We start from the raw sequence: 19,734 nt of genomic DNA, 5'->3' as shown, positions 1-19,734 counted from the left end.
TGCGGTTTGAATGAATGGCGGCTTTAGAGGTCTGCGCCAGCGGTTTATGCTGAAAGCAGGGGCTCAAGGCCTCACAAGGTATAGATGGGTTCATCATGAAAATCCGAGAAGCTGTGCTGGGAAATGCCGAAGAGATGAGCGGGTTGCTCAAAGAGTTGACTGCGTCCGGGAAACGGAAAAGCCCAGACAACGAAGCTTTCGTTCGCGCCCATTACCTAGAGGACCCCAGGAAAATAAGATGCTCGGTCGCGTAGGAGAACGGCGTAATCCTTGGCGTTCAATCTCTGATACGTGCTGACGCTGGAAACACGTATGGTGTTGAACCCGGCTGGGGTATCATCGGCACACATATCCGACCCTCCGCTGCTCGACAGGGTATGGGCGGGCGTTGTTTGCTGTCAGTCTGAAGGCCGCTGACGATGCCTCGATTGAAAAAATCGACGCATCCATCTCAAACGATAATCCCGAAGCGCTGGCCTACTACGAGGCAATGGGTTTTCGAACGTATCGGACACCTTAAGGCCTGATTTGCAAATGCCTTGATCTCAAGGAGCATTCAGGCTGAGCGCCTACTTTCTCCCTTGCGATACCGGACCTTGGTCCTGCCGCAGCGAAAGCCCGGTTCCATACGTTGAACATCCTCGACGAGTTCAGCCGGGAATGCCTGGCGATCCGGGTTAAGCGCAAGCTGAACTCGACCGACGTGATCGACGCCCTGAGCATCTTCCGAACTGCTTCCAAGCATCGTCCAACTCGTCGGGCTGCATCTCCACCGTCTTGATACATCGGACATGTCCACCATCCGACGGTTGGGTGACCAGCTTGATCTCGAAGTGCTTGCATGGAAGCGCCTTCGCTGTCAACGTGCCTCCACTCCATCGACAGCAACTCGCCCCGGCGCATCGCAGTCTCGCGAGCCAGCACAAGCAGTGGTCGCATCAGCGGGTTCAAGCACTCGCCCGCTGCGTTCAACAACCGTTTCCACTCGCGGTCTGTAAGCCTGCGTTCGCGACGATCATCAACACGCGGACGCTTCACGTGCCGCAACGGGTTCGAGTTCGTGTCTGCGTCAGCGTTGTCACCAAGCACATGGTCCACTGCTGACTGCATCAACGACAGTTCGCGGACCACTGTCGAAGACTTGGCCTCATGCAGGCGCTGGTCACGCCACCGCTCGCCTGTCATCTGGTCTGCTAACTGGTACAACGCCTTTCCCAAAGTCATCGTAGTAAGCGTTTGCGCGCTTGGTGAAAGTTTTGCTCGCAGACCTGCCACCGCTGCGAACCGTTGCCTGCCACTTGCCGCTTGGCCGCTTGTTGATCGTCGCCATCTCGCATCTCTCCTTGTGCGATGAGGGACGTGCTCGATGCAGCGATGATTTGCTGTTGGCGTGATCAGTGCAGCGAAAGTGCAGCGTTCGGACGTGCAACGTTGTGTCGTTGCCTGCAACTGCTTCGAGATATCTATGTACATCAAGCAGTTGCGTTGGTCGGAGTGAGAGGATTCGAACCTCCGACCCCTGCCTCCCGAAGACCGGTGCAGAGGGCCAAGTTATTGATTTTTAGTCAAAGGAGCCCTGTTTTTCAGGCGTTGTCGCCAATCAAACCAGCCGAGTTCAGGTTCGGCAGGTTCATTGAACCTAAGAGCACTGTCTACATGGTCCGCTAGTTATCTTGGTCTATGTTCAGTGCTAGTTTGTTCTATGCATTATTGCCCAGATCCAGCCCACTTATGCACGGTGAAGAGTTCTGCCATGGGTCAGACCATTCACTTTCTCCAGGATAGCGTCTGCGTCAATGCAGTGGTGGCGATAGAGATCGCCGATTGTTCCGGTCTGACCAAAATGCTCGACACCCATTGGGATAGTCTGATGTCCAAGCACTGCCCCGAGCCAGGATAAAGTTGCAGGATGACCATCGATTACGGTGACCAGCTTGCAGTGCGGCGGGAGGTCGGACATCAGGGTTTCAATGTGGGAGCGTGCCGCTTGGTTACCGCGAGAACGCGCTCGTTGAGCGGCGGTCCATCCAGCATTCAGGCGATCTGCGGATGTCACGGCCAATACACCTATGTCGCGACGGCCTTCACCAATGATACCGGCGGCCTTGATTGCCTCCGGCGCGACTGCTCCTTGATAGGCTATTACAACTTCGCAATTGGGCCCCGGTTTTCGTAGCCAATAGGCCCCATCGATGGCACCTTGGCGGAACTCGTTGTCGACACGCTTTCCAGGCTGTTCAATCGGGTTGGTGGTCAGACGCAGATAGACGGACCCCCCGGTTTCATCGCGAAGCCAGGTGCGCTCGTCCGGCTGCCCTTCACCATCGCGCTGCACGTAGTCAAAGGCCCATTCCATGATCACTGCCAACTCATCAGCAAAGGCGGGTTCAAATGCTGCCAACCCGTCTTGGCTCATCCCGATCAGTGGTGTTCCAACGGATTGGTGTGCTCCACCCTCGGGTGCGAGTGTGACGCCCGATGGTGTGCCAACCAGCATGAAGCGCGCGTCCTGATAGCAGGCGTAATTCAGCGCATCGAGGCCGCGGCTGACAAACGGATCATAGACGGTGCCAATTGGGATCAGCCGCTTACCGAACAGGGAATGCGACAAACCCGCCGCTCCCAGAAGCAACATGAGGTTCATTTCGGCGATACCAAGCTCGATATGCTGCCCTTCCGGCGTGAATTCCCATTTCGCCGTCGAAGGGATCCGGTGTTCTATGAAGGCGTCGGCTTGCTCGGATCGGGCGAACAGTTTACGCCGGTTCACCCAAGGACCGAGGCTTGTTGTGCCAGTCACATCTGGGGAGGTCGTCACTATGCGTTCGGCCAATGGGCTGTCGCCTTTTGATAGATCGTCTAGGATCTTGCCAAACGCCATCTGTGTCGAGATTTCGCGACTGGTGTCGATCTCGATGGTCGGCACATCCAGCTTGTCATCAAAATAGCGGCGCGGACCTTTGGCAAAGAACGGGGTGCTGGCCAGAAAACCCTTGAGCGCGTCACGGTCTTGCACCGTCGCAAGCGGCTCCCATTCTTCGCCTTCTGGCACGCCCATATGCGACTGCCACGCGGCAAACTGACTATTGTTCATCAGCCCGCCGTGATTGTCCTTGTGGCCTGCAATGGGGGTGCCCCATCCTTTTACCGTGTAGGCCAGGAAACATGTCGGGCGATCATGATCGATGTCGGCAAATGTTTGGGCCATGGTCTCGACGCAGTTGCCGCCGAGGTTCTCCATAAGTGCTGCGAGCTCTGCATCCGTGCGCCGTTCGATCAGAGCGGTCACATCCCCCTGATCCCCTAGATCGTCCATAAGACGCTGTCGCCAATTCGCACCACCCATGAAAGTCAAAGCGGAGTAGTCTTGGTTGGGGCAAGCGTCGATCCAATCACGCAGGCGGTCGCCGCCGGGCTCTTCAAAGGCCGCGCGTTGCAAAACACCATATTTCACACGAACGACAACCCAGCTGAACGCATCGAAAATTTTCTCGATCCGTTCGAACAAGCCTTCCCGGACGATACCGTCCAGTGACTGTCGGTTGTAATCTATGATCCACCACGTGTTTCGCAGGTCGTTCTTCCATCCTTCCTGTAGTGCCTCATAGACGTTGCCTTCATCCAGTTCGGCGTCGCCTACCAGGGCTACCATACGTCCCATTGGCGCGTCTGAGCCCCAGCTTTTGGCCTTGATGTAGTCTTGAATGATCGAGGCAAACGAGGTGATCGCGACACCTAAACCCACAGACCCGGTCGAGAAATCAACATCATCAATATCCTTTGTCCGGCTGGGATAACTTTGCACACCCCCAAATCCGCGGAAATTCTCCATCTTCTCGCGGGTCTGATTACCCATGAGATACTGCATCGCATGAAACACCGGCGACGCATGGGGTTTGACTGCAACCCGGTCCTCAGGGCGTAAGGCTGAGAAGTAGAGCGCGGTCATGATCGACACCATCGAAGCAGACGAAGCCTGATGGCCACCAATCTTGATCCCATCCACCTTTGGTCGGACATGGTTGGCATGGTGGATCATCCAATGAGACAACCACAGCAGGCGCTGTTCGACATTCTTTAGTTTGGTGGGATCAATGTGCATGGTTGTCTCCGGGTTTAGGCGGCGCTGCGAGCAGGGTAGGGCAAAGCCTGCTCTAGGTCTGCAAGGATATCTTCGACATCCTCTAGCCCGACAGACAGACGGATCAGGCCATCGCTTATCCCATGCTCGGCACGCTCTTCTGGGGTATACGTCGAATGAGTCATGGACGCTGGGTGTTGGATCAGTGTTTCCGCGTCGCCCAACGACACTGCACGCTGGATCATGTTCAAGCGGTTCATGAATTCAATCCCTCCGGACAGACCGGATTTGATCTCGAACGCTATCATAGCGCCCGGTTGGGACATCTGTCGCTGCGCTACATCGTGCTGTGCGAAGCTCTCAAGACCGGGGAAATAAACCTCGTCGACGGCAGGATGCGCTTCGAGGAAGTCCGCGACGACCCTGGCAGAGTCACAATGACGATCCAGACGAAGGTTCAGTGTTTTCAGACCACGCAGGATCAGCATCGCGTTGAAAGGGGCCATTACCGCGCCGGTCATGTCCTTCATCCCAACAAGGCGGATCTCAGCGATCTGTTCGGCGGTTCCTACAACCAGACCGGCAACCACATCGCCATGCCCGCCGAGGTATTTGGTGGCGGAGTGCAGAACAATATCTGCCCCATGCTCAATCGGGCGGGTCAGATATGGGCTGGCATAAGTGTTATCGACGACGACCGTTGCACCGACCGAATGCGCAATTGTGGCGCTTGCGGCGATGTCCACCAAGCGCATGTTCGGATTGGCCGGAGTTTCGAAATAGACAACGCGGGTTTTGCCGGAAACGGCCGCTTTAAGGTTTTCAGGGTCTGTCATGTCTACATGTGTGATCGTAACCCCCCATTTCGCCAAACCATGACGCATGAAGGCGAAGGTGCAGCCATAGAGCGTTTTGTCCACGATGACTTCGTCACCTGGCGACAGCAGGGTCCAAAGCACTGCCGTGATCGCCCCCATGCCGCTTGAGAGAGCTAGACCGGCCTCGGCCCCCTCAAGCACGGCAATGCGTTGCTCAAGAAGGTCGCATGTGGGGTTTGAAATACGGCTGTAGATATGACCTTCACGCTCACCGGCGAACAACTCTCCACCAGCCTCTGCGGTTTCGAAGGTAAATGTGGACGTCAAATGCAGGGGTGGCGTCAACGCACCGTCATTTTCCAGAGGGTTATAAGCGTGGTGAATGGCGCGGGTGGCAAATCCGGTTGGACGAGTCATTGCAAGCTCCTGATTCATGTTGGAGCCAGTTTGCGCCTTTACTTTGGGCTAATGGTTGCGAAATATACCAACGTGAGCGGCTCAATTGGCATTTTCTGCTAAGCAAGAGGGTGAAATGGACGCTAAGGACAGGCAAATCATTCGAGCGCTGCAGCGTGACGGGCGCATGACGAACCAGGATCTTGCCGACGAGGTGAACCTGTCCCCGTCACCGTGTCTGCGCCGGGTCAAAAATCTTGAAGCCAACGGAGTGATAACGGGATACAGCGCCGACGTTGACGCTGCCGCGTATGGGATGGCCATTACAGTCTTCGTGCGTATCCGGTTAGAGCGACACAATGAAACGGACGTTCAGAATTTCGAAAAGCGCGTTCGGATGATCGATGAAGTTCTTGAATGCCACGTGCTGACCGGGGCAATGGACTACCAATTGCGGGTTTTGGTATCGGATCTCGATGCCTACGAGGAATTTATTCGTCACCGAATTCATCCGATCGGTGGGATAGCCTCAATCGATACCAGCTTTGTCTATGGAACAGTAAAAAAGACCGCCGTTTTTCCGCCCGGATAGAAAGATCGAGTCAGAATGAGTTGTTCCGAACTGGCTGAACATTTTAGCTGACTGATTTCTTCCCGCCTCAATTTCTCATTGTCAGCATCGGCTATTTCACGGAAGACGAAAGGTAAAAGAGGGCAACGTTGGTATGGCGTCTGTCGGCCACCTGAGAACTGACTTCGCGTCACTCTCGGCCGAACTGGAACTCCATTTAAAAGCTGGTAACGGATACTGTTTGGCACTGTCACGCCAATTTTCAGACTACCTGCGCGCTCATGTTCACGTTCCACTTGCTCCATAGATATCCAACAACAGGTCAGGATTCGAACCTTCTCCCGCCAGTTCTGACTTAAGGTCTTGGAGGATAGGCAAGAACTTCAACCTCCGCCTTTGGAAATTAGTATTGGACCCACGGCGGGCCTTCAGGTCTTGCTCTGTTTTCTCAATGATAGCCAAGAGGTCATCCGCCAACGGGTCGGCCCCGATCACCAATGCTGTAGGATCAACGAGACGCCATCTTACCAGGCCTGCAAGTAAGAAAGGCGCGTAGTTAAACATTGTATATTGACCGCCAATATTACGTTGAAAGTCCGCAATAGTCCTTTTGGTTAGCTTCTCTACGTCTTCTCGTTTCAGATAAGATGGAGCGGTGTCAGAACGAGACAGCATGAACGCCATGGCCGCGCTTTGTCGGTTCCAGATCCAGTCCTTAATTGACGAAGTCAGAAGCAACCGCATTGCTCTCGCTTCGTCCTCTTCGCTTCCGACGATGCGGCCAAGGCCCTGATATACGAGGACCCAACTTGCTTGATGCTTGACGAAAGGGTGATTGCGCCCGGACGCTTCAATACAGTCCATCAGCCACGTCGCGACATTGCGCGGGCATCGGCGGAACTGCCAACTCAAGAATTTGAGAGCCTCGTTGTCTTCCGTTCCGTAACCGCTTTCGCCCCTCAGGCGCTTTTCAGTAACCTCAAGCGCTTTGCTGGTCAGAATTTCAAACCGCTCAAGGGTTTCTGCCGTGATCTCCGGAGGCACGTCGCCATCACTTGAGATGCAGTATTTGCCAAATGGACGCTGTGAAAGCTTTTGCCGAAGGGTCGCCCAATCCGTGCGGCTGCGATTATCCTATGTCACGTATTCTCGTTCTCTACTATTCAAGCTATGGCCACGTCCGCACATTGGCCGATGCCGAAGCTGAAGGCGCCAGAAGTGTTCCCGGCACTGAAGTTGACGTTCGACGTGTGCCCGAAACCGTCCCTGAAGAGGTCCGTCAGCAGGCTGGCTATGTCTTAGATGATACACCTGCCGCCTTGCCGACCGATCTGGAAAACTATGATGCAATCATCATTGGAACACCGACCCGATTTGGCATGATGGCTGGCCAAATGAAGTCCTTCCTTGACCAGGCGGGAGGGCTTTGGGCCAGGAATGCACTGGTTGGTAAGGTCGGAGCGGTCTTTGCATCAACAGGTTCGCAACATGGCGGGCACGAGGCCACCCTTCTGACAACGCAAGTCCCTCTTCAACACTTTGGGATGCTGATTGCCGGAATGCCCTACACATTTGCTGGCCAGACTACATCAGAAGATATCATTGGCGGCGCGCCATATGGTGCCGGAACGATCGCCGGTGCTGATGGTTCCCGCACACCTACCGAATTTGACCTGGCCGGAGCGCGTTTCCAGGGCGCTCATGTTGCAAGGATTGCAGCGTGCCTCGTTGGATCAAACCTCAAAGCGGAAGCAGCGTAACCCGCGCGCCTCTGACGTCTCACTCAACTTTTCCAACGCCTCAGCCGGGAGACACACTATGTCACGCTCAACCGACATTCTTCTCACTGCGCTCGCCCCAGCGGTATGGGGAAGCACCTACCTGGTAACTACGGAAGCGCTCCCGGCTGGCTATCCGATTACCCTGGCTGCGTTACGAGCTCTGCCTGCTGGATTGTTGTTGCTTGCAGTGACGCGCTGCGTTCCACCACGCAAATGGCTTGGTCGAGTTTTCGTCTTAGGCAGCCTCAATTTCGCTCTGTTCTGGGTGCTCCTCTTCGTCGCTGCATATAGGTTATAGCCCCGAGCACCTGCGTAAAGCTGCCAACGCGTTAGAGTTCGACTAATGCTCAGGTTCAACGAACCTCGGATCACTGTCTTGAAAACAACAAAGGCGCCCTCAGGCGCCTTGTTTTATTGGTCGGAGTGAGAGGATTCGAACCTCCGACCCCTGCCTCCCGAAGACAGTGCTCTACCAGGCTGAGCTACACTCCGACCGTGGCGGGTGATCTATACCCGGCGGTTCCGATGCGCAAGAGGATTTTGGGGCTTGGACGTGGGAAATCGTTGGCGGAACAGGGCACGGCAATTTGATAATCGGAGTCAGCCGAGTGGATCCGTTTTGTACAGGCGAATTTTTGTGCCGCCATGGTCGACCACCGGGCCTGGCGCCAATAGTGGAAGACGGGTTGACCTAGCCAAGGAAGCAGAACTGGTCACTATTCCAACTCTCCATCCCTGAAACCGGCTCATCAGGGCTTTGCCCAGTGCACCATAGACTGAACGCAGGCGCTTTTCATCCCCGATACGTGCTCCATAGGGCGGGTTAACAATAACCAGGCCTTCGGGGCCTTCGGGGGGGTTAATGTCGCTGACGGATCGCAGTTGAAAGCGCGTCACATGGCTGACCTGCGCCCGATTGGCGTTTGCGGTTGCCGCTTCGACAGCACCCGCGTTCCTGTCCGAACCGCAAAAGGTCATTGCACTTTCTCTTTTGGAATTGCTTTCGCGCATCGACTGCCACTGATCGCAATCAAAGCCTGCCAGGTCCTCGAACGCGAAGCGGCGCGATCGGCCGGGCAGTAGTCCGAGTGCAATTTCGGCAGCCTCAATGACAAAGGTGCCCGACCCGCACATTGGGTCAAGTACAGGCTCTTCCCCTGTAAACCCACATTCTCGTAAGAACATAGCGGCCATCGTTTCTCGCATTGGGGCTTTGGCGATTGCTTCCTTATGTCCGCGCTTATGTAAAAGCTCGCCCGAACTATCGACCGACAAAGTGCAAATGTCTTTCTCGATGCGCAGCAAGACCCTAAGACCAGCCTCGGATGAAATCGGAGCGCCTAACGTCTCAGAGATCGCGCGTTCAACCCTTTGCCGGGCGGCCCCTGCGTGGTAAATCCGGGATTTACGGCTGGTTGCCTCTACCTTTACCGGAATGTCGGAACGCAAGAACGCGCCCCAGGGAAATTTGCGGGCGCGTTTGTCCAGCTGAGCCAGATGCACCGCTGGGAAGCTACCCAGACGCACAAGAACCTTGTTTGCGCCCCTTAAGGTCAAATTGGCGCGCCAGACTTCTGACCAGGACCCGCGACACGTCACACCACCGCGAACCGCTTTTGCACCGGCGAATCCGTGCGCCTGCACCTCAGTGCATAGTGGTGCTTCCAGGCCGGGTGTTGCGATCAAAAAAATGTCGAGGTCTGCGTTTTTTTCCATTCGAGTTGCTTACACCGGAAGTACAGCGGGTGCGACACGCTTTTTTTGCGGCTGAAATGTTTCAGTTTGCCGGGGAAATAGCGGGAATGTGTAGTCCCAAGATAACTTTTGGCGGTAACAGGTTTGCGTTTAGAGGCATCCCCGCGTAAAGGGTCCATGATCGGAATAACGCCAGCGGATTCTGGACACATTTTGACGCTTTTGCGACGAATGGTAAGAATTTCCGCGGTATTGCATGACCCCGAAAGGGCGTCGACAATGCAGGCGCAGCAAAAAAGGCTTGGAAGAACGTAGCAACATGCAAACTTTCAAACTGAAAAAAGGGTTGGATCTGCCGGTTGAAGGCGCTCCTGACCAGACCATCCATCCGGGGCCGGAGTACAAGACTGTCGGTGTGTTGGGGGATGACTATATCGGCCTTAAGCCAAAGATGTTGGTACAGGAAGGCGACTCGGTGCAGCGGGGGGCTCCGTTGTTCTGTCATAAAGATGCGCCAGATGCGATGATGGTTGCGCCTGTCAGCGGTAAGGTTGTCGCCATCAACCGCGGTGCCCGTCGTGTTCTGCAAAGCGTCGTGATCGAAGTGTCGGACGCAAATGACACAGGAGTGGATTTCTCTGGCGTCGGCGATGCGGATACGGCTGAGGGCGTGTCTGCCAAACTGTGCGCTGCTGGTTTGTGGACCGCGTTTCGCACACGGCCTTATTCGAAAATGCCTGAACCGGGCAGCGCACCGGCTGCGATTTTTGTCACCGCTATGGACAGTGATCCGTTGGCGGCAGATGCGGCGGCTGTTATTCAAGAAGCATCCGACGCGTTCACTGCCGGTCTGAGTGCCATCAGCAAGCTGACAGAGGGTGCGACGTACCTATGCCAAAAAGAGGGTGACGCGATCCCCGGCGCAGACTTGAACGGCGTGGAAACCGCAGCATTCTCTGGGCCCCACCCTTCGGGTCTGGCGGGAACCCATATTCATTTTCTTGAACCCCTTACGGGCGACAAGCAGGTCTGGACCATTGGCTATCAGGACGTCATTGCCATTGGCCGACTTTTGCTGACTGGTCATCTTGATCCGAACATCGTGGTCGCTCTGTCTGGTCCTGGAGCACGTCAGCCACGTCTGGTCCGTACCGTTATGGGCGCATCCACGGATGATCTTACCCGTGACGAGGTGAATGTCGACGGAACACCTCGGATCATTTCCGGCTCGATCCTGTCAGGTCAGCACGCAGATGGCCCGACGGCCTATTTGGGTCGTTTCGCACGTCAGATCAGCATTATCCGAGAGGATCACGACCAAATTCCGATGGGTTGGATTCGCCCAATGCCGTCGAAATATTCGGTCCAGCCGGTTTTGGGATCGGCATTCGCCAAAAAACTGTATGCCTTCACGTCCAACCTGAATGGTGGGCGTCGTGCGATGGTGCCGACCGGAGTGTTCGAAGAGTTGATGCCGCAGGATTACCTGCCCACACAGCTACTGCGCGCCTTGTTGGTGATGGATACCGACACCGCCCAAGCCTTGGGCGCATTGGAGCTGGACGAAGAGGATCTGGGTCTTGTGGGCTTTGCCTGTCCGGCAAAATATGAATACGGGCTGGCGCTGCGCGACTGCCTGACCAAGATTGAAAAGGAGGGCTGATCCAAATGGGTTTGCGCAGCTTCTTCGATCGGATCGAGCCGAACTTTACCAAGGGCGGCAAGTACGAAAAGTATTTCCCCATCTACGAGATGGTCGAAAGCTTTATCTACACTCCGAAAACTGTGACCACCGTTGCCCCTCATGCACGGTCTTACGTGGATATGAAGCGGATCATGACTTATGTCGTGATCGCAACGATCCCCTGTATTCTGTGGGGGATGTACAATACCGGCTACCAAGCCAATTCGGCTATTGCCACGCTTGGGCCTGACTCGGCCACTGGTTGGCGTATTGCCATTCTGCAGACATTTGGCATCTCGCTGAACCCGGAAAGCATTTTTGCCAACGTCATGCACGGGCTGATGTATTTCCTGCCGATCTACATCGTCACGCTGGTGGCTGGCGGCATTTTCGAGGTTATCTTCGCAACTGTGCGCGGGCATGAGGTGAACGAGGGTTTCCTCGTTACATCAATGCTCTACACGCTGATAATGCCTGCAACCACGCCGCTATGGCAGGTCGCATTGGGTATCATCTTCGGGGTCGTGATCGGTAAAGAAGTGTTTGGTGGAACAGGCAAGAACTTCCTCAACCCGGCACTAGTTGGACGCGCCTTCCTTTACTTCGCCTATCCCGCACAGATGTCAGGAGATGCGGTTTGGACCCCGGTTGACGGATTCTCGGGCGCAACTGCACTGGCGGTCTCGGCTGCGGACGGCGTTCAGGCTCTGGCCGCTGAAGGCATCACCTGGTCAAGCGCGTTCTTCGGACAGATTCAGGGCAGCTTTGGTGAGACATCGACGCTGGCGTGTATGATCGGTCTGGCCTTCCTGCTGACGACAAAGATCGCCAATTACCGCCTGATTGTAGGCTGTCTGGCCGGAACAATCGGCTTTACCCTGCTGCTGAACCTCATCGGATCGGACACGAACCCGATGTTCGCGATGCCTTGGTACTGGCACATCGTACTGGGCGGTTATGCCTTTGGTCTGGCCTTTATGGTGACCGAACCGGTTTCGGCCAGCCATACCAACGTAGGTCGCTATATCTATGGCGCGCTGATCGGTGTCATGGTTGTGATGATCCGCGTGATCAATCCGGCTTTCCCCGAAGGTATGATGCTGGCAATTCTGTTCGGAAACGTCTTTGCACCGCTGATCGACTATTTCGTTGTTCAGGCCAACATTAAACGGAGGGCGCGTCGCCATGTCTGATACGCAATCCCCTGACAACAACGACGCTCCAAAGGGCGCACTGGCCAAGTTTCTGGCAGCTTCGCCAGATTCGGTTGGCAAGACGATCTTCATCGCCGTTGCCGTTTGTCTTGTCGCCTCGATGGTTGTCTCTGCAGCCGCTGTTAGCCTGCGCCCGGTGCAGGAAACCAACCGCCTGAAGGACAAACAGGTCAACGTTCTGCAAGTTGCGGGCGTTTTTGAACCCGGCATCGATGTGACCGAAGCCTTTGCCGCCTTTGAGCCGCATGTGCTGGAACTGTCCACCGGCGACTTCGTCGATGATCAGTTCGACCCGGCCACCTTCGACGACATCGCCGCCGCCAGCGACCCTGAGCTGAGCGTTGCGCTGGACGATGACCCCGCTGGTATTGGTCGCAAGTCGAAATACCGCGTGATCTATCTGCTGCGTGACGACGCAGGCGATCTGGACAAGGTGATCCTGCCGCTGCACGGCTATGGTTTGTGGTCTACGCTCTACGGCTTTATCGCTTTGGAAAACAACGGCAACGATATCTACGGTCTGCAATTCTATCAGCACGGTGAAACCCCTGGCCTTGGGGCCGAAGTGGACAACCCACGTTGGAAAGCGCTGTGGAACGGCAAGAAGCTGCGTGATGATGCGGGTGATCTGCAAATCACCGTTGCCAAGTCCCAGCCTGCTGCCGGACCGGAATTTTATATCGATGCTCTGGCAGGGGCGACACTGACCTCAGTTGGTGTCGATAACCTGGTGAAATTCTGGATGGGCGACGCGGGCTATGCTCCGTTCCTGGCCAAGCTGCAAGCAGGAGAGTTCTAATGTCTCAGACCAAGAAAGAGATGCTGGTCGACCCGCTTGTCGACAACAACCCGATCACCTTGCAGGTGCTGGGCATCTGTTCGGCACTGGCGGTGACCTCGTCGCTGCAGGTGTCGATGGTGATGGCGCTGGCGGTTATTTTCGTGACCTCGTTCTCGTCCTTCTTCATCTCGTGCCTGCGCAACCAGATTCCCGGCTCGATCCGGATCATCGTGCAGATGGTAATCATCGCCTCGCTGGTGATCCTGGTTGACCAGATCCTCAAGGCCTACGCGTTCGAGATCTCGAAAACCCTGTCGGTCTTCGTCGGTCTGATCATCACCAACTGTATTGTGATGGGCCGCGCCGAGGCGTTTGCGATGAAGAACCCTCCGGTCGCGTCCTTCATCGACGGGATGGGCAATGGGATGGGCTATGGCCTGATCCTGCTGTTGGTTGGCTTCATTCGTGAGTTGTTCGGTGCCGGGTCGCTGTTCGGCGTTACCATACTGGAGACCGTCAACAACGGTGGCTGGTACGTGCCCAACGGCATGTTGCTACTGCCACCGTCGGCGTTCTTCATCATCGGTCTGATCATCTGGGCGTTCCGCACATGGAAGCCGAACCAGGTGGAAGAGCGTGAATACAAAATTCAGCAGGTAGAGGCCCACTGATGGAAGGTCTGATCTCACTGGCCGTAAAGGCCATCTTTGTCGAAAACCTTGCGCTCAGCTTCTTCTTGGGGATGTGTACCTTCATCGCCGTTTCGAAGAAAATCTCGACTGCGCTGGGTCTGGGTATTTCTGTCATGGTCGTGCAGGCCATCACCGTTCCCGCCAACAACCTGCTGCTGAACTATCTGCTGAAGCCGGGTGCGCTGGCGTGGGCTGGTTTCCCGGATGTGGACCTGACCTTCCTTGGCCTGATCTCGTATATCGGCGTGATTGCGGCGATGGTTCAAATCCTTGAGATGGTTTTGGATAAGTACTTCCCGCCGCTTTACAACGCGCTGGGGATCTTCCTGCCGCTGATCACCGTGAACTGCGCCATCCTGGGCGGCTCGCTGTTCATGGTGGAACGTGACTACAACTTTGCCGAGGCCGCAACCTATGGCCTGTCTTCGGGCTTTGGTTGGGCGTTGGCGATCACTGCGATGGCGGGTGTTCGCGAAAAGCTGAAATATTCGGACATTCCCGACGGCCTACAGGGTCTGGGCATCACCTTCATCACCGCAGGATTGATGGCCATGGCCTTCATGTCCTTCTCGGGCGTGAAACTGTAAGGAGGCGTCAATGGAAACCTTTACCCTAGGCGTAGCTCTTTTCACCGTCATCGTTCTGGCACTGGTGGCCGTCATCATGGCCGCCCGGTCCAAGCTGGTGTCGACCGGCAACGTGAACATCACCATCAACGGCGAGAAAACCATTTCCGTACCCGCAGGCGGCAAATTGCTGCAAACGCTGGCGGCCGAGAAGCTTTTTGTTCCTTCGGCTTGCGGCGGCGGTGGCACCTGCGCGCAATGTCGGGTGCGCGTGCATTCGGGTGGTGGGTCGATCCTGCCCACTGAGGAAAGCCATATCACCAAACGCGAAGCCTCGTGCGGTGACCGACTGTCCTGTCAGGTGGCCGTGAAACAGGATATGGACATCGAAGTCCCGGAAGAGGTCTTCGGCGTCAAGAAATGGGAATGTACCGTTCGTTCGAACGAAAACGTTGCAACCTTTATCAAAGCACTGACCCTAGACTTGCCGGAAGGCGAGGATGTGAACTTCCGCGCCGGTGGCTACATCCAGATCGAGGCCCCCGCACACCAGTTGAAATACACCGATTTCGATGTGGAAGAGGAATACCGCGAGGATTGGGATCGCTTCAATCTGTGGCAGTATGAGTCGGTTGTCGCGGAACCGATCGAACGGGCCTATTCGATGGCCAACTACCCGGATGAAAAAGGCATGATCATGCTGAACGTCCGTGTGGCTTCGCCGCCTCCGGGCTCGGAAGGCATCCCGCCGGGTCAGATGTCATCCTACATCTTCAACCTGAAACCGGGTGACAAGGTTACAATCTCGGGTCCGTTTGGCGAGTTCTTCGCGCGTGAGACCCAAAAAGAGATGGTGTTCATCGGTGGTGGTGCCGGCATGGCCCCCATGCGAAGCCACATCTTCGACCAACTCAAGCGCCTTGAAAACCGCGATCGCAAGATCAGCTTCTGGTATGGCGCGCGGTCGAAGAAAGAGATGTTCTTTGTCGAGGATTTCGACCAACTGGCCGAAGAGTTCGACAATTTCGAATGGCATGTCGCGCTTTCGGATGCGCAGCCCGAGGATGACTGGAAAGGCTATACCGGATTCATCCATAACGTCCTGTTCGAAGAATACCTCAAGAACCATCCCGCGCCAGAAGACTGCGAGTTCTACATGTGTGGTCCGCCCATCATGAACCAGTCGGTCATCAACATGCTGCTGGATCTGGGCGTGGATCGTGAAGACATCATGCTGGACGATTTCGGCGGTTAATAATAGAAAAACCGGCGCAGCCAGCGCCGGTTTTTTCATTCAACTTTTAGCCAACGCTATTTTCCGTAGTAATCCCGATACCAGGAAACGAACTGGGCTATGCCATCTTTCAGGTCCGTCTGTGGACGGTAATTGGTCAACCGCTGCAACAGGCGGTTGTCAGCCCATGTCGCATGAACGTCGCCCATCTGCATCGGCATAAAGTTCTTGATGGCCGTCTGTCCAACCGCCTCTTCGATGGCTTCGATGAAGTCCATCAGACGCACTTTGTCGCCATTTCCGATATTGACGATGCGATAGGGCGCAACCGTTGAAAGGCTATCGCCATCCTCGATGTCTTCACGGCTGGCAGGCCGGACCGGGGGTACATCGATCAGCAATCTGATTCCGCGCACCAAATCTTCAACATGGGTGAAGTCCCGATACATGTCTCCGTGATTGTAAATGTCAATCGGACGGCCTTCGAGAATGGCGGCCACAAACTTGAAATAGGCCAGGTCGGGCCGACCCCAGGTGCCATAGACCGTAAAAAACCGAAACATCGTGGTCGGCAGATTCCACAGATGCGCATAGGAATGCCCCATCGCCTCATTCGCCTTTTTGGTGGCAGAGTAGATGGTCAATTGCGTGTCCGCTTTTTCCGTTTCGGTAAACGGCATCTCTTCGTTGGCACCATAGATGGACGAGGTCGAAGCCATCAACAGATGTCCGACCTCATGCTGGCGCGCGATTTCCATCACGTTGAACGTGCCAACGACATTAGATTCGATATAGCTGCGGGGGTATTCGAGGCTGTGCCGAACACCGGCTTGGGCCGCCAAGTGGACGATGACATCGGGATGGAATTCCTCCGCCACCTGCACCAGCCGGTCATAGTTTTCCAATCGATCCTCGGTCGCGGTAAAGCCCGGGGTTTGTAGCAGGATCTGATGCCTACGCTGTTTAAGCGTCACATCGTAATAGTCGGTCATCCCGTCATAGCCATGCACCTGAAACCCTTCTGAAAGAAGCAGCTTGGCCAGATGGAACCCGATGAACCCCGCAGAGCCCGTAATCAAAACCCGTTTCATAAAACCCTCAGAACGCACCACGAAATCACCGTTGACCGAAAGACTTTGTTTCGCGCCTGAGATCAACGTTTTTCGACCACTTTGAAGGTCATATCGGACAACACGAGGGTGTTGGTCAACACTTTGCCGGTTCAATCAGATGTTCATTGCCGCCATTTGCTCGGAAGGGTAGGGATCAGGGCGCATGGTTACGAAATGGATCAAATCACGGTTCAACCGTTCGGCGCGTCCAGCGACCGAAACAGTGTCTTGCGACATCTCCCCCGGCACGCGCGTGACAGCGGTGGGTGATATTCATGGCCGCCTGGATCTGCTGCACGCGCTTTTGCCTCGTCTAGACGATCAAGATCCATTGGTTTTTGTTGGCGACTATATCGATCGTGGTCCGAACAGTGCTCATGTTTTGCGCCATTTGCTTTATCTGAGCCAAGCGTCAGGTGGACGAGTTCATTGCCTTCTTGGCAACCACGAAGAGATGCTGTTGCGTTTTGTAGATGCCCCAGAGGAATACGCCCCGATTTGGTTTCGAAATGGAGGCGTACAAACGCTTGCCTCATTCGGCCTCAAGCTGACCCCAGACAAAGAAGACACTCAGCAAGCGAAAGAATTGGCAGATGGCCTGCGTCAAGCGATGGGTCAAACTCTGCTTAACTGGTTGTCCGACCGACCGCTGACCTGGACCAGTGGAAACGCTACATTTGTTCACGCAGCGTTGGACCCACGCCAATCGCTCGAAGCCCAGGATCGCCAGATTTGTCTTTGGGGACATCCAATGTTCCCAAGACTGCCGCGCAGCGACGGGCAATGGGTGGTGCACGGCCACACAATCGTAGATCACCCCCGTGTCAGAAATAGGGTATTGTCAATTGACACGGGCGCTTTTGCCTCGGGCCGACTCACGGCAGCTGAAATTCAGGACGGCAGTATCAGGTTCCTTTCGACTGGCTGACCTTAGCCGACGATCATCTGCTTCATGCGCAAGGCTTCATATTCCAGTTCTTTCAGGCGGAAATGAACGACGTCTCCGATAGTGATAACGCCACACAATTTGCCGTCACGCAGCACGGGCATATGACGAAAACGACCTTCGGTCATGGTCTTCAGAACATCGTTCAGCAGATCGTCGGTTGTACAGGTCTTAACCTCTTTGGTCATCAGATCTTCGACGGATTGAGGTAAGGTCTGTCCGGGTGTGTCCGCCATACGCCGCACGATGTCGCGCTCTGACAGAATGCCTTGCAACGCACCGTTCTGATCCGTCACCAAGACGGCACCGATCCGCTTTTCCTTGAGAATGTTGACGACAGAATGAATCGTCTCGTTGGGGCGGACGGAAAACACATCGCCCCCTTTGCCCTCAAGCAGTTTGGACACTGCTGTCTTTGACTGCGCAAGATTGGACCCGGTCGTTTGGCTGTACGTTGTCTTTTCCTCTTTGTCACCGCGCATCGGTGCCTGGTACGAGGTTGGGGCCATGGGCAATCTCCTTCTTCGATCTTGCAATATCTTTCCCTTTCACCTTAGCGCAGCTAAATGACCTGTATAGGGTGCAATTGCTCGAATAAGTGGATTCCGTGGTCAGCAAAGGACGATCAGGCTTGTGAGTGAACTCTACCTTACCCCTCCGGTGGCCGCTTTGATATTCTTTGCGGTTGTCGTATGCGGTCACAACTTTCGCATGGCCTGGAAACAACAGGCCCCGGGGTGGCAGAAGCGAGCGTGGCTGTTCGGAGTTCCGGCTGGGGTTGGGCTTTTGGCATTAGGTTTTCTGCCGTTAAAGCTGTGATGCCGATTTGACTCTGACAAGGGTCACTGGCATATGCCGGGCACAGAAAATCCCGGAGCTCGCCCCATGCGTCTTTTGCCTTTTGTGGCCCTTGTTGCCCTTCTTTCCGGCTGCTTTTTGGACAAGGAGCCCGAAGTGGTCCGGTTGTCCGGTGAAACGATGGGGACAACCTTCAATATCACTGCCATAGGCGAAGATCTGGACGAGACCAAACTTGCGGCCTCGGTCGATGAGACATTGGCTGAGGTAAACGCGAAGATGTCGAACTGGGACCCGAATTCCGAGGTCTCTGTCTTTTCGGCGTCGGCCAGTACAGAGCCAATGACTATCTCAAACGAATTCGCTTTGGTCATCGCTGCTGCCAACGACGTGCACGAAAAAACCGGTGGAACTTTCGATGTGACCCTTGGCCCACTGATCGAATTATGGGGGTTTGGCCCTCGTAAGCCCGAAGATCCGGTGCCGTCTGATACTGACATCCAGGCCGCGTTAAACAGCGTTGGCCAAAGCCGTCTGCTGACGCTGGATACCGAAGCCGGAACTCTGGCGAAATCTGACGCCAGGGTCGGTATCAACCTGTCTGCAATTGCCAAGGGATATGGCATCGATGCGGTTGCCGAAACCTTAAGGGACGCCGGAATCGAGAATTACCTGGTTGAAATTGGTGGTGATCTGGTCGCCATGGGTCAGAACGAAAAGGGCGAAGCCTGGCGCATCGGCATCGAAAAACCGGAAACGGGCAGTCAGAGCATTCAGCTGATCGTGTCAGTGAATGACCTGGGCATGGCCAGCTCGGGCGATTACAAGAATTTCTTCGAACAGGACGGCGTGCGCTATTCGCATATCATCGATCCGACGACGGGACGCCCGATTACGCACCGGACAACCTCTGTCACTGTTTTGGCCGAAAACGCGATGATGGCCGATGCCTGGGCCACCGCGATGCTGGCCTTGGGTCAGGAAAAGGGCCTGAAACTGGCGGAAGAGCATAAACTTGCCGTGTATTTCATCTCGCGGGATGTGACAGGCGGTGAAGAAGCTTATATTACTGCCCATAGCACCGCGTTCAAAAACGCGCTGGAATCGAACTGACTGGTGGAGCTGAGATGAGCACTTTTATTCTGGCTTTTATTCTTCTCGCCCTCGTCATGGTGGGTATGTCACTCGGCGTCATGTTGATGGGAAAGACCATCAAAGGCAGCTGTGGTGGTCTGAATGCAATCTCGGGTGCTGATAAATGCGTTGTCTGCCAAAAGGACGTGGATCCCAACAGCCCGTTGCGCGATCAGTTGCAATGCAAGCGCGCCAAGAAGATGCTGGAGCAGATGGAGCGTCAGGCCTGAA

Annotated in this window: 19 protein-coding genes, 1 tRNA gene and 1 pseudogene; 13 read left to right on the top strand and 8 right to left on the bottom strand. The window is 55.2% G+C overall.

The genetic code is table 11. The features are described 5' to 3' along the window. Positions 1–388 precede the first annotated feature (388 nt). Positions 389–520, top strand: coding sequence for a hypothetical protein (locus GS632_RS22255; protein ID WP_256368722.1), 132 nt, complete (start codon positions 389–391; stop codon positions 518–520). Here the strand turns inward: GS632_RS22255 and GS632_RS07820 are convergent. The 3 genes from GS632_RS07820 to GS632_RS07810 all read right to left on the bottom strand — a co-directional run bounded on the left by GS632_RS07820 (position 517) and on the right by GS632_RS07810 (position 5,316). Further along, positions 517–1,185, bottom strand: a complete 669-nt coding sequence (locus tag GS632_RS07820; protein ID WP_171721314.1) for a hypothetical protein — start codon at positions 1,183–1,185, stop codon at positions 517–519. The two genes, GS632_RS22255 and GS632_RS07820, sit on opposite strands and share 4 nt — an antisense overlap. Before the next feature lie 544 nt (positions 1,186–1,729). Further along, complete coding sequence (locus GS632_RS07815) at positions 1,730–4,102, bottom strand: 1-deoxy-D-xylulose-5-phosphate synthase N-terminal domain-containing protein (RefSeq protein ID WP_171721315.1); 2,373 nt, start codon at positions 4,100–4,102, stop codon at positions 1,730–1,732. Positions 4,103–4,116: 14 nt separating this feature from the next. Further along, positions 4,117–5,316, bottom strand: coding sequence for a methionine gamma-lyase (locus GS632_RS07810; RefSeq protein WP_171238333.1), 1,200 nt, complete (start codon positions 5,314–5,316; stop codon positions 4,117–4,119). Positions 5,317–5,431: 115 nt separating this feature from the next. Here GS632_RS07810 and GS632_RS07805 point away from each other — a divergent pair, with 115 nt between their 5' ends. After that, positions 5,432–5,887: an Lrp/AsnC family transcriptional regulator gene (locus GS632_RS07805; protein ID WP_171238332.1), complete on the top strand. Its 456-nt coding sequence runs from the start codon at positions 5,432–5,434 to the stop codon at positions 5,885–5,887. 264 nt (positions 5,888–6,151) lie between these two features. Here the strand turns inward: GS632_RS07805 and GS632_RS07800 are convergent, their stop codons facing one another. Then, complete coding sequence (locus GS632_RS07800) at positions 6,152–6,910, bottom strand: hypothetical protein (RefSeq protein ID WP_171721316.1); 759 nt, start codon at positions 6,908–6,910, stop codon at positions 6,152–6,154. Between the two features lie 92 nt (positions 6,911–7,002). On the opposite strand from GS632_RS07800, the gene wrbA reads away from it, so the two are divergent. Then, the gene (gene wrbA / locus GS632_RS07795) at positions 7,003–7,626 is read left to right on the top strand and encodes an NAD(P)H:quinone oxidoreductase (RefSeq protein ID WP_171721317.1); all 624 of its coding nucleotides are present in this window, start codon (positions 7,003–7,005) and stop codon (positions 7,624–7,626) included. Positions 7,627–7,684: 58 nt separating this feature from the next. Then, a pseudogene (locus GS632_RS22105) lies at positions 7,685–7,942 on the top strand (EamA family transporter); the annotation flags it as partial. A 120-nt stretch (positions 7,943–8,062) separates the two neighbouring features. On the opposite strand, the gene GS632_RS07790 reads toward GS632_RS22105, so the two are convergent. Both GS632_RS07790 and GS632_RS07785 read right to left on the bottom strand, forming a co-directional pair. Further along, positions 8,063–8,139, bottom strand: a tRNA-Pro gene (locus GS632_RS07790). Positions 8,140–8,247: 108 nt separating this feature from the next. After that, a complete protein-coding gene (locus tag GS632_RS07785) occupies positions 8,248–9,363 on the bottom strand; it encodes a class I SAM-dependent RNA methyltransferase (protein ID WP_171176836.1) in 1,116 nt (371 codons plus the stop codon). Between the two features lie 298 nt (positions 9,364–9,661). Between GS632_RS07785 and GS632_RS07780 the strand changes: the two genes are divergently transcribed. Genes GS632_RS07780 through nqrF form a run of 6 tightly spaced genes read left to right on the top strand, consistent with a single transcriptional unit; the run spans position 9,662 to position 15,534 of the window. Then, the gene (locus GS632_RS07780; RefSeq protein WP_171176838.1) at positions 9,662–11,005 is read left to right on the top strand and encodes a Na(+)-translocating NADH-quinone reductase subunit A; all 1,344 of its coding nucleotides are present in this window, start codon (positions 9,662–9,664) and stop codon (positions 11,003–11,005) included. Between the two features lie 5 nt (positions 11,006–11,010). After that, the gene (locus GS632_RS07775) at positions 11,011–12,219 is read left to right on the top strand and encodes an NADH:ubiquinone reductase (Na(+)-transporting) subunit B (RefSeq protein WP_171176840.1); all 1,209 of its coding nucleotides are present in this window, start codon (positions 11,011–11,013) and stop codon (positions 12,217–12,219) included. Then, a complete protein-coding gene (locus tag GS632_RS07770; protein ID WP_171176842.1) occupies positions 12,212–13,039 on the top strand; it encodes a Na(+)-translocating NADH-quinone reductase subunit C in 828 nt (275 codons plus the stop codon). The genes GS632_RS07775 and GS632_RS07770 overlap by 8 nt, the downstream gene beginning before the upstream one ends. After that, positions 13,039–13,692: an NADH:ubiquinone reductase (Na(+)-transporting) subunit D gene (locus GS632_RS07765; protein WP_152460184.1), complete on the top strand. Its 654-nt coding sequence runs from the start codon at positions 13,039–13,041 to the stop codon at positions 13,690–13,692. Before GS632_RS07770 ends, GS632_RS07765 begins: the two co-directional genes overlap by 1 nt. Continuing rightward, positions 13,692–14,300 carry an NADH:ubiquinone reductase (Na(+)-transporting) subunit E gene (nqrE, locus tag GS632_RS07760; RefSeq protein WP_050603817.1) on the top strand — a complete coding sequence of 203 codons (609 nt, stop codon included), beginning with the start codon at positions 13,692–13,694 and terminating at the stop codon, positions 14,298–14,300. Before GS632_RS07765 ends, nqrE begins: the two co-directional genes overlap by 1 nt. Positions 14,301–14,310: 10 nt before the next feature. Beyond that, a complete protein-coding gene (nqrF, locus tag GS632_RS07755; RefSeq protein ID WP_171176844.1) occupies positions 14,311–15,534 on the top strand; it encodes an NADH:ubiquinone reductase (Na(+)-transporting) subunit F in 1,224 nt (407 codons plus the stop codon). A gap of 56 nt (positions 15,535–15,590) precedes the next feature. Here nqrF and GS632_RS07750 read toward each other — a convergent pair whose 3' ends face one another. Further along, positions 15,591–16,604 carry an NAD-dependent epimerase/dehydratase family protein gene (locus tag GS632_RS07750; RefSeq protein WP_171176846.1) on the bottom strand — a complete coding sequence of 338 codons (1,014 nt, stop codon included), beginning with the start codon at positions 16,602–16,604 and terminating at the stop codon, positions 15,591–15,593. A gap of 184 nt (positions 16,605–16,788) precedes the next feature. Between GS632_RS07750 and GS632_RS07745 the strand changes: the two genes are divergently transcribed. Continuing rightward, positions 16,789–17,553 carry a metallophosphoesterase family protein gene (locus GS632_RS07745; RefSeq protein ID WP_171176848.1) on the top strand — a complete coding sequence of 255 codons (765 nt, stop codon included), beginning with the start codon at positions 16,789–16,791 and terminating at the stop codon, positions 17,551–17,553. Positions 17,554–17,555: 2 nt separating this feature from the next. Here the strand turns inward: GS632_RS07745 and GS632_RS07740 are convergent, their stop codons facing one another. Beyond that, positions 17,556–18,080, bottom strand: a complete 525-nt coding sequence (locus GS632_RS07740) for a CBS domain-containing protein (RefSeq protein ID WP_171176851.1) — start codon at positions 18,078–18,080, stop codon at positions 17,556–17,558. A 376-nt stretch (positions 18,081–18,456) separates the two neighbouring features. Between GS632_RS07740 and GS632_RS07735 the strand changes: the two genes are divergently transcribed. After that, positions 18,457–19,482: an FAD:protein FMN transferase gene (locus GS632_RS07735; protein ID WP_245223155.1), complete on the top strand. Its 1,026-nt coding sequence runs from the start codon at positions 18,457–18,459 to the stop codon at positions 19,480–19,482. A 14-nt stretch (positions 19,483–19,496) separates the two neighbouring features. Then, a complete protein-coding gene (gene nqrM, locus GS632_RS07730; protein WP_171094920.1) occupies positions 19,497–19,733 on the top strand; it encodes a (Na+)-NQR maturation NqrM in 237 nt (78 codons plus the stop codon). Position 19,734: the final 1 nt, after the last annotated feature.

The sequence above is a fragment of the Ruegeria sp. HKCCD7296 genome, assembly GCF_013110775.1.
GTDB lineage: Bacteria > Pseudomonadota > Alphaproteobacteria > Rhodobacterales > Rhodobacteraceae > Ruegeria.
This window is presented reverse-complemented; position numbering and strand designations above follow the sequence as displayed.

What these genes read in the sequence shown, in the direction of transcription:
- GS632_RS07785 (WP_171176836.1), bottom strand. Translation starts at nt 9,363, where the DNA reads ATGGAAAAAAACGCAGACCTCGACATTTTTTTGATCGCAACACCCGGC.
- nqrM (WP_171094920.1), top strand. Translation starts at nt 19,497, where the DNA reads ATGAGCACTTTTATTCTGGCTTTTATTCTTCTCGCCCTCGTCATGGTG.
- GS632_RS07775 (WP_171176840.1), top strand. Translation starts at nt 11,011, where the DNA reads ATGGGTTTGCGCAGCTTCTTCGATCGGATCGAGCCGAACTTTACCAAG.
- nqrE (WP_050603817.1), top strand. Translation starts at nt 13,692, where the DNA reads ATGGAAGGTCTGATCTCACTGGCCGTAAAGGCCATCTTTGTCGAAAAC.
- GS632_RS07735 (WP_245223155.1), top strand. Translation starts at nt 18,457, where the DNA reads ATGCGTCTTTTGCCTTTTGTGGCCCTTGTTGCCCTTCTTTCCGGCTGC.
- GS632_RS07740 (WP_171176851.1), bottom strand. Translation starts at nt 18,080, where the DNA reads ATGGCCCCAACCTCGTACCAGGCACCGATGCGCGGTGACAAAGAGGAA.
- wrbA (WP_171721317.1), top strand. Translation starts at nt 7,003, where the DNA reads ATGTCACGTATTCTCGTTCTCTACTATTCAAGCTATGGCCACGTCCGC.
- GS632_RS07815 (WP_171721315.1), bottom strand. Translation starts at nt 4,102, where the DNA reads ATGCACATTGATCCCACCAAACTAAAGAATGTCGAACAGCGCCTGCTG.
- nqrF (WP_171176844.1), top strand. Translation starts at nt 14,311, where the DNA reads ATGGAAACCTTTACCCTAGGCGTAGCTCTTTTCACCGTCATCGTTCTG.
- GS632_RS07820 (WP_171721314.1), bottom strand. Translation starts at nt 1,185, where the DNA reads ATGACAGGCGAGCGGTGGCGTGACCAGCGCCTGCATGAGGCCAAGTCT.
- GS632_RS07810 (WP_171238333.1), bottom strand. Translation starts at nt 5,316, where the DNA reads ATGACTCGTCCAACCGGATTTGCCACCCGCGCCATTCACCACGCTTAT.
- GS632_RS07750 (WP_171176846.1), bottom strand. Translation starts at nt 16,604, where the DNA reads ATGAAACGGGTTTTGATTACGGGCTCTGCGGGGTTCATCGGGTTCCAT.
- GS632_RS07745 (WP_171176848.1), top strand. Translation starts at nt 16,789, where the DNA reads ATGGTTACGAAATGGATCAAATCACGGTTCAACCGTTCGGCGCGTCCA.
- GS632_RS07780 (WP_171176838.1), top strand. Translation starts at nt 9,662, where the DNA reads ATGCAAACTTTCAAACTGAAAAAAGGGTTGGATCTGCCGGTTGAAGGC.
- GS632_RS07805 (WP_171238332.1), top strand. Translation starts at nt 5,432, where the DNA reads ATGGACGCTAAGGACAGGCAAATCATTCGAGCGCTGCAGCGTGACGGG.
- GS632_RS07770 (WP_171176842.1), top strand. Translation starts at nt 12,212, where the DNA reads ATGTCTGATACGCAATCCCCTGACAACAACGACGCTCCAAAGGGCGCA.
- GS632_RS07765 (WP_152460184.1), top strand. Translation starts at nt 13,039, where the DNA reads ATGTCTCAGACCAAGAAAGAGATGCTGGTCGACCCGCTTGTCGACAAC.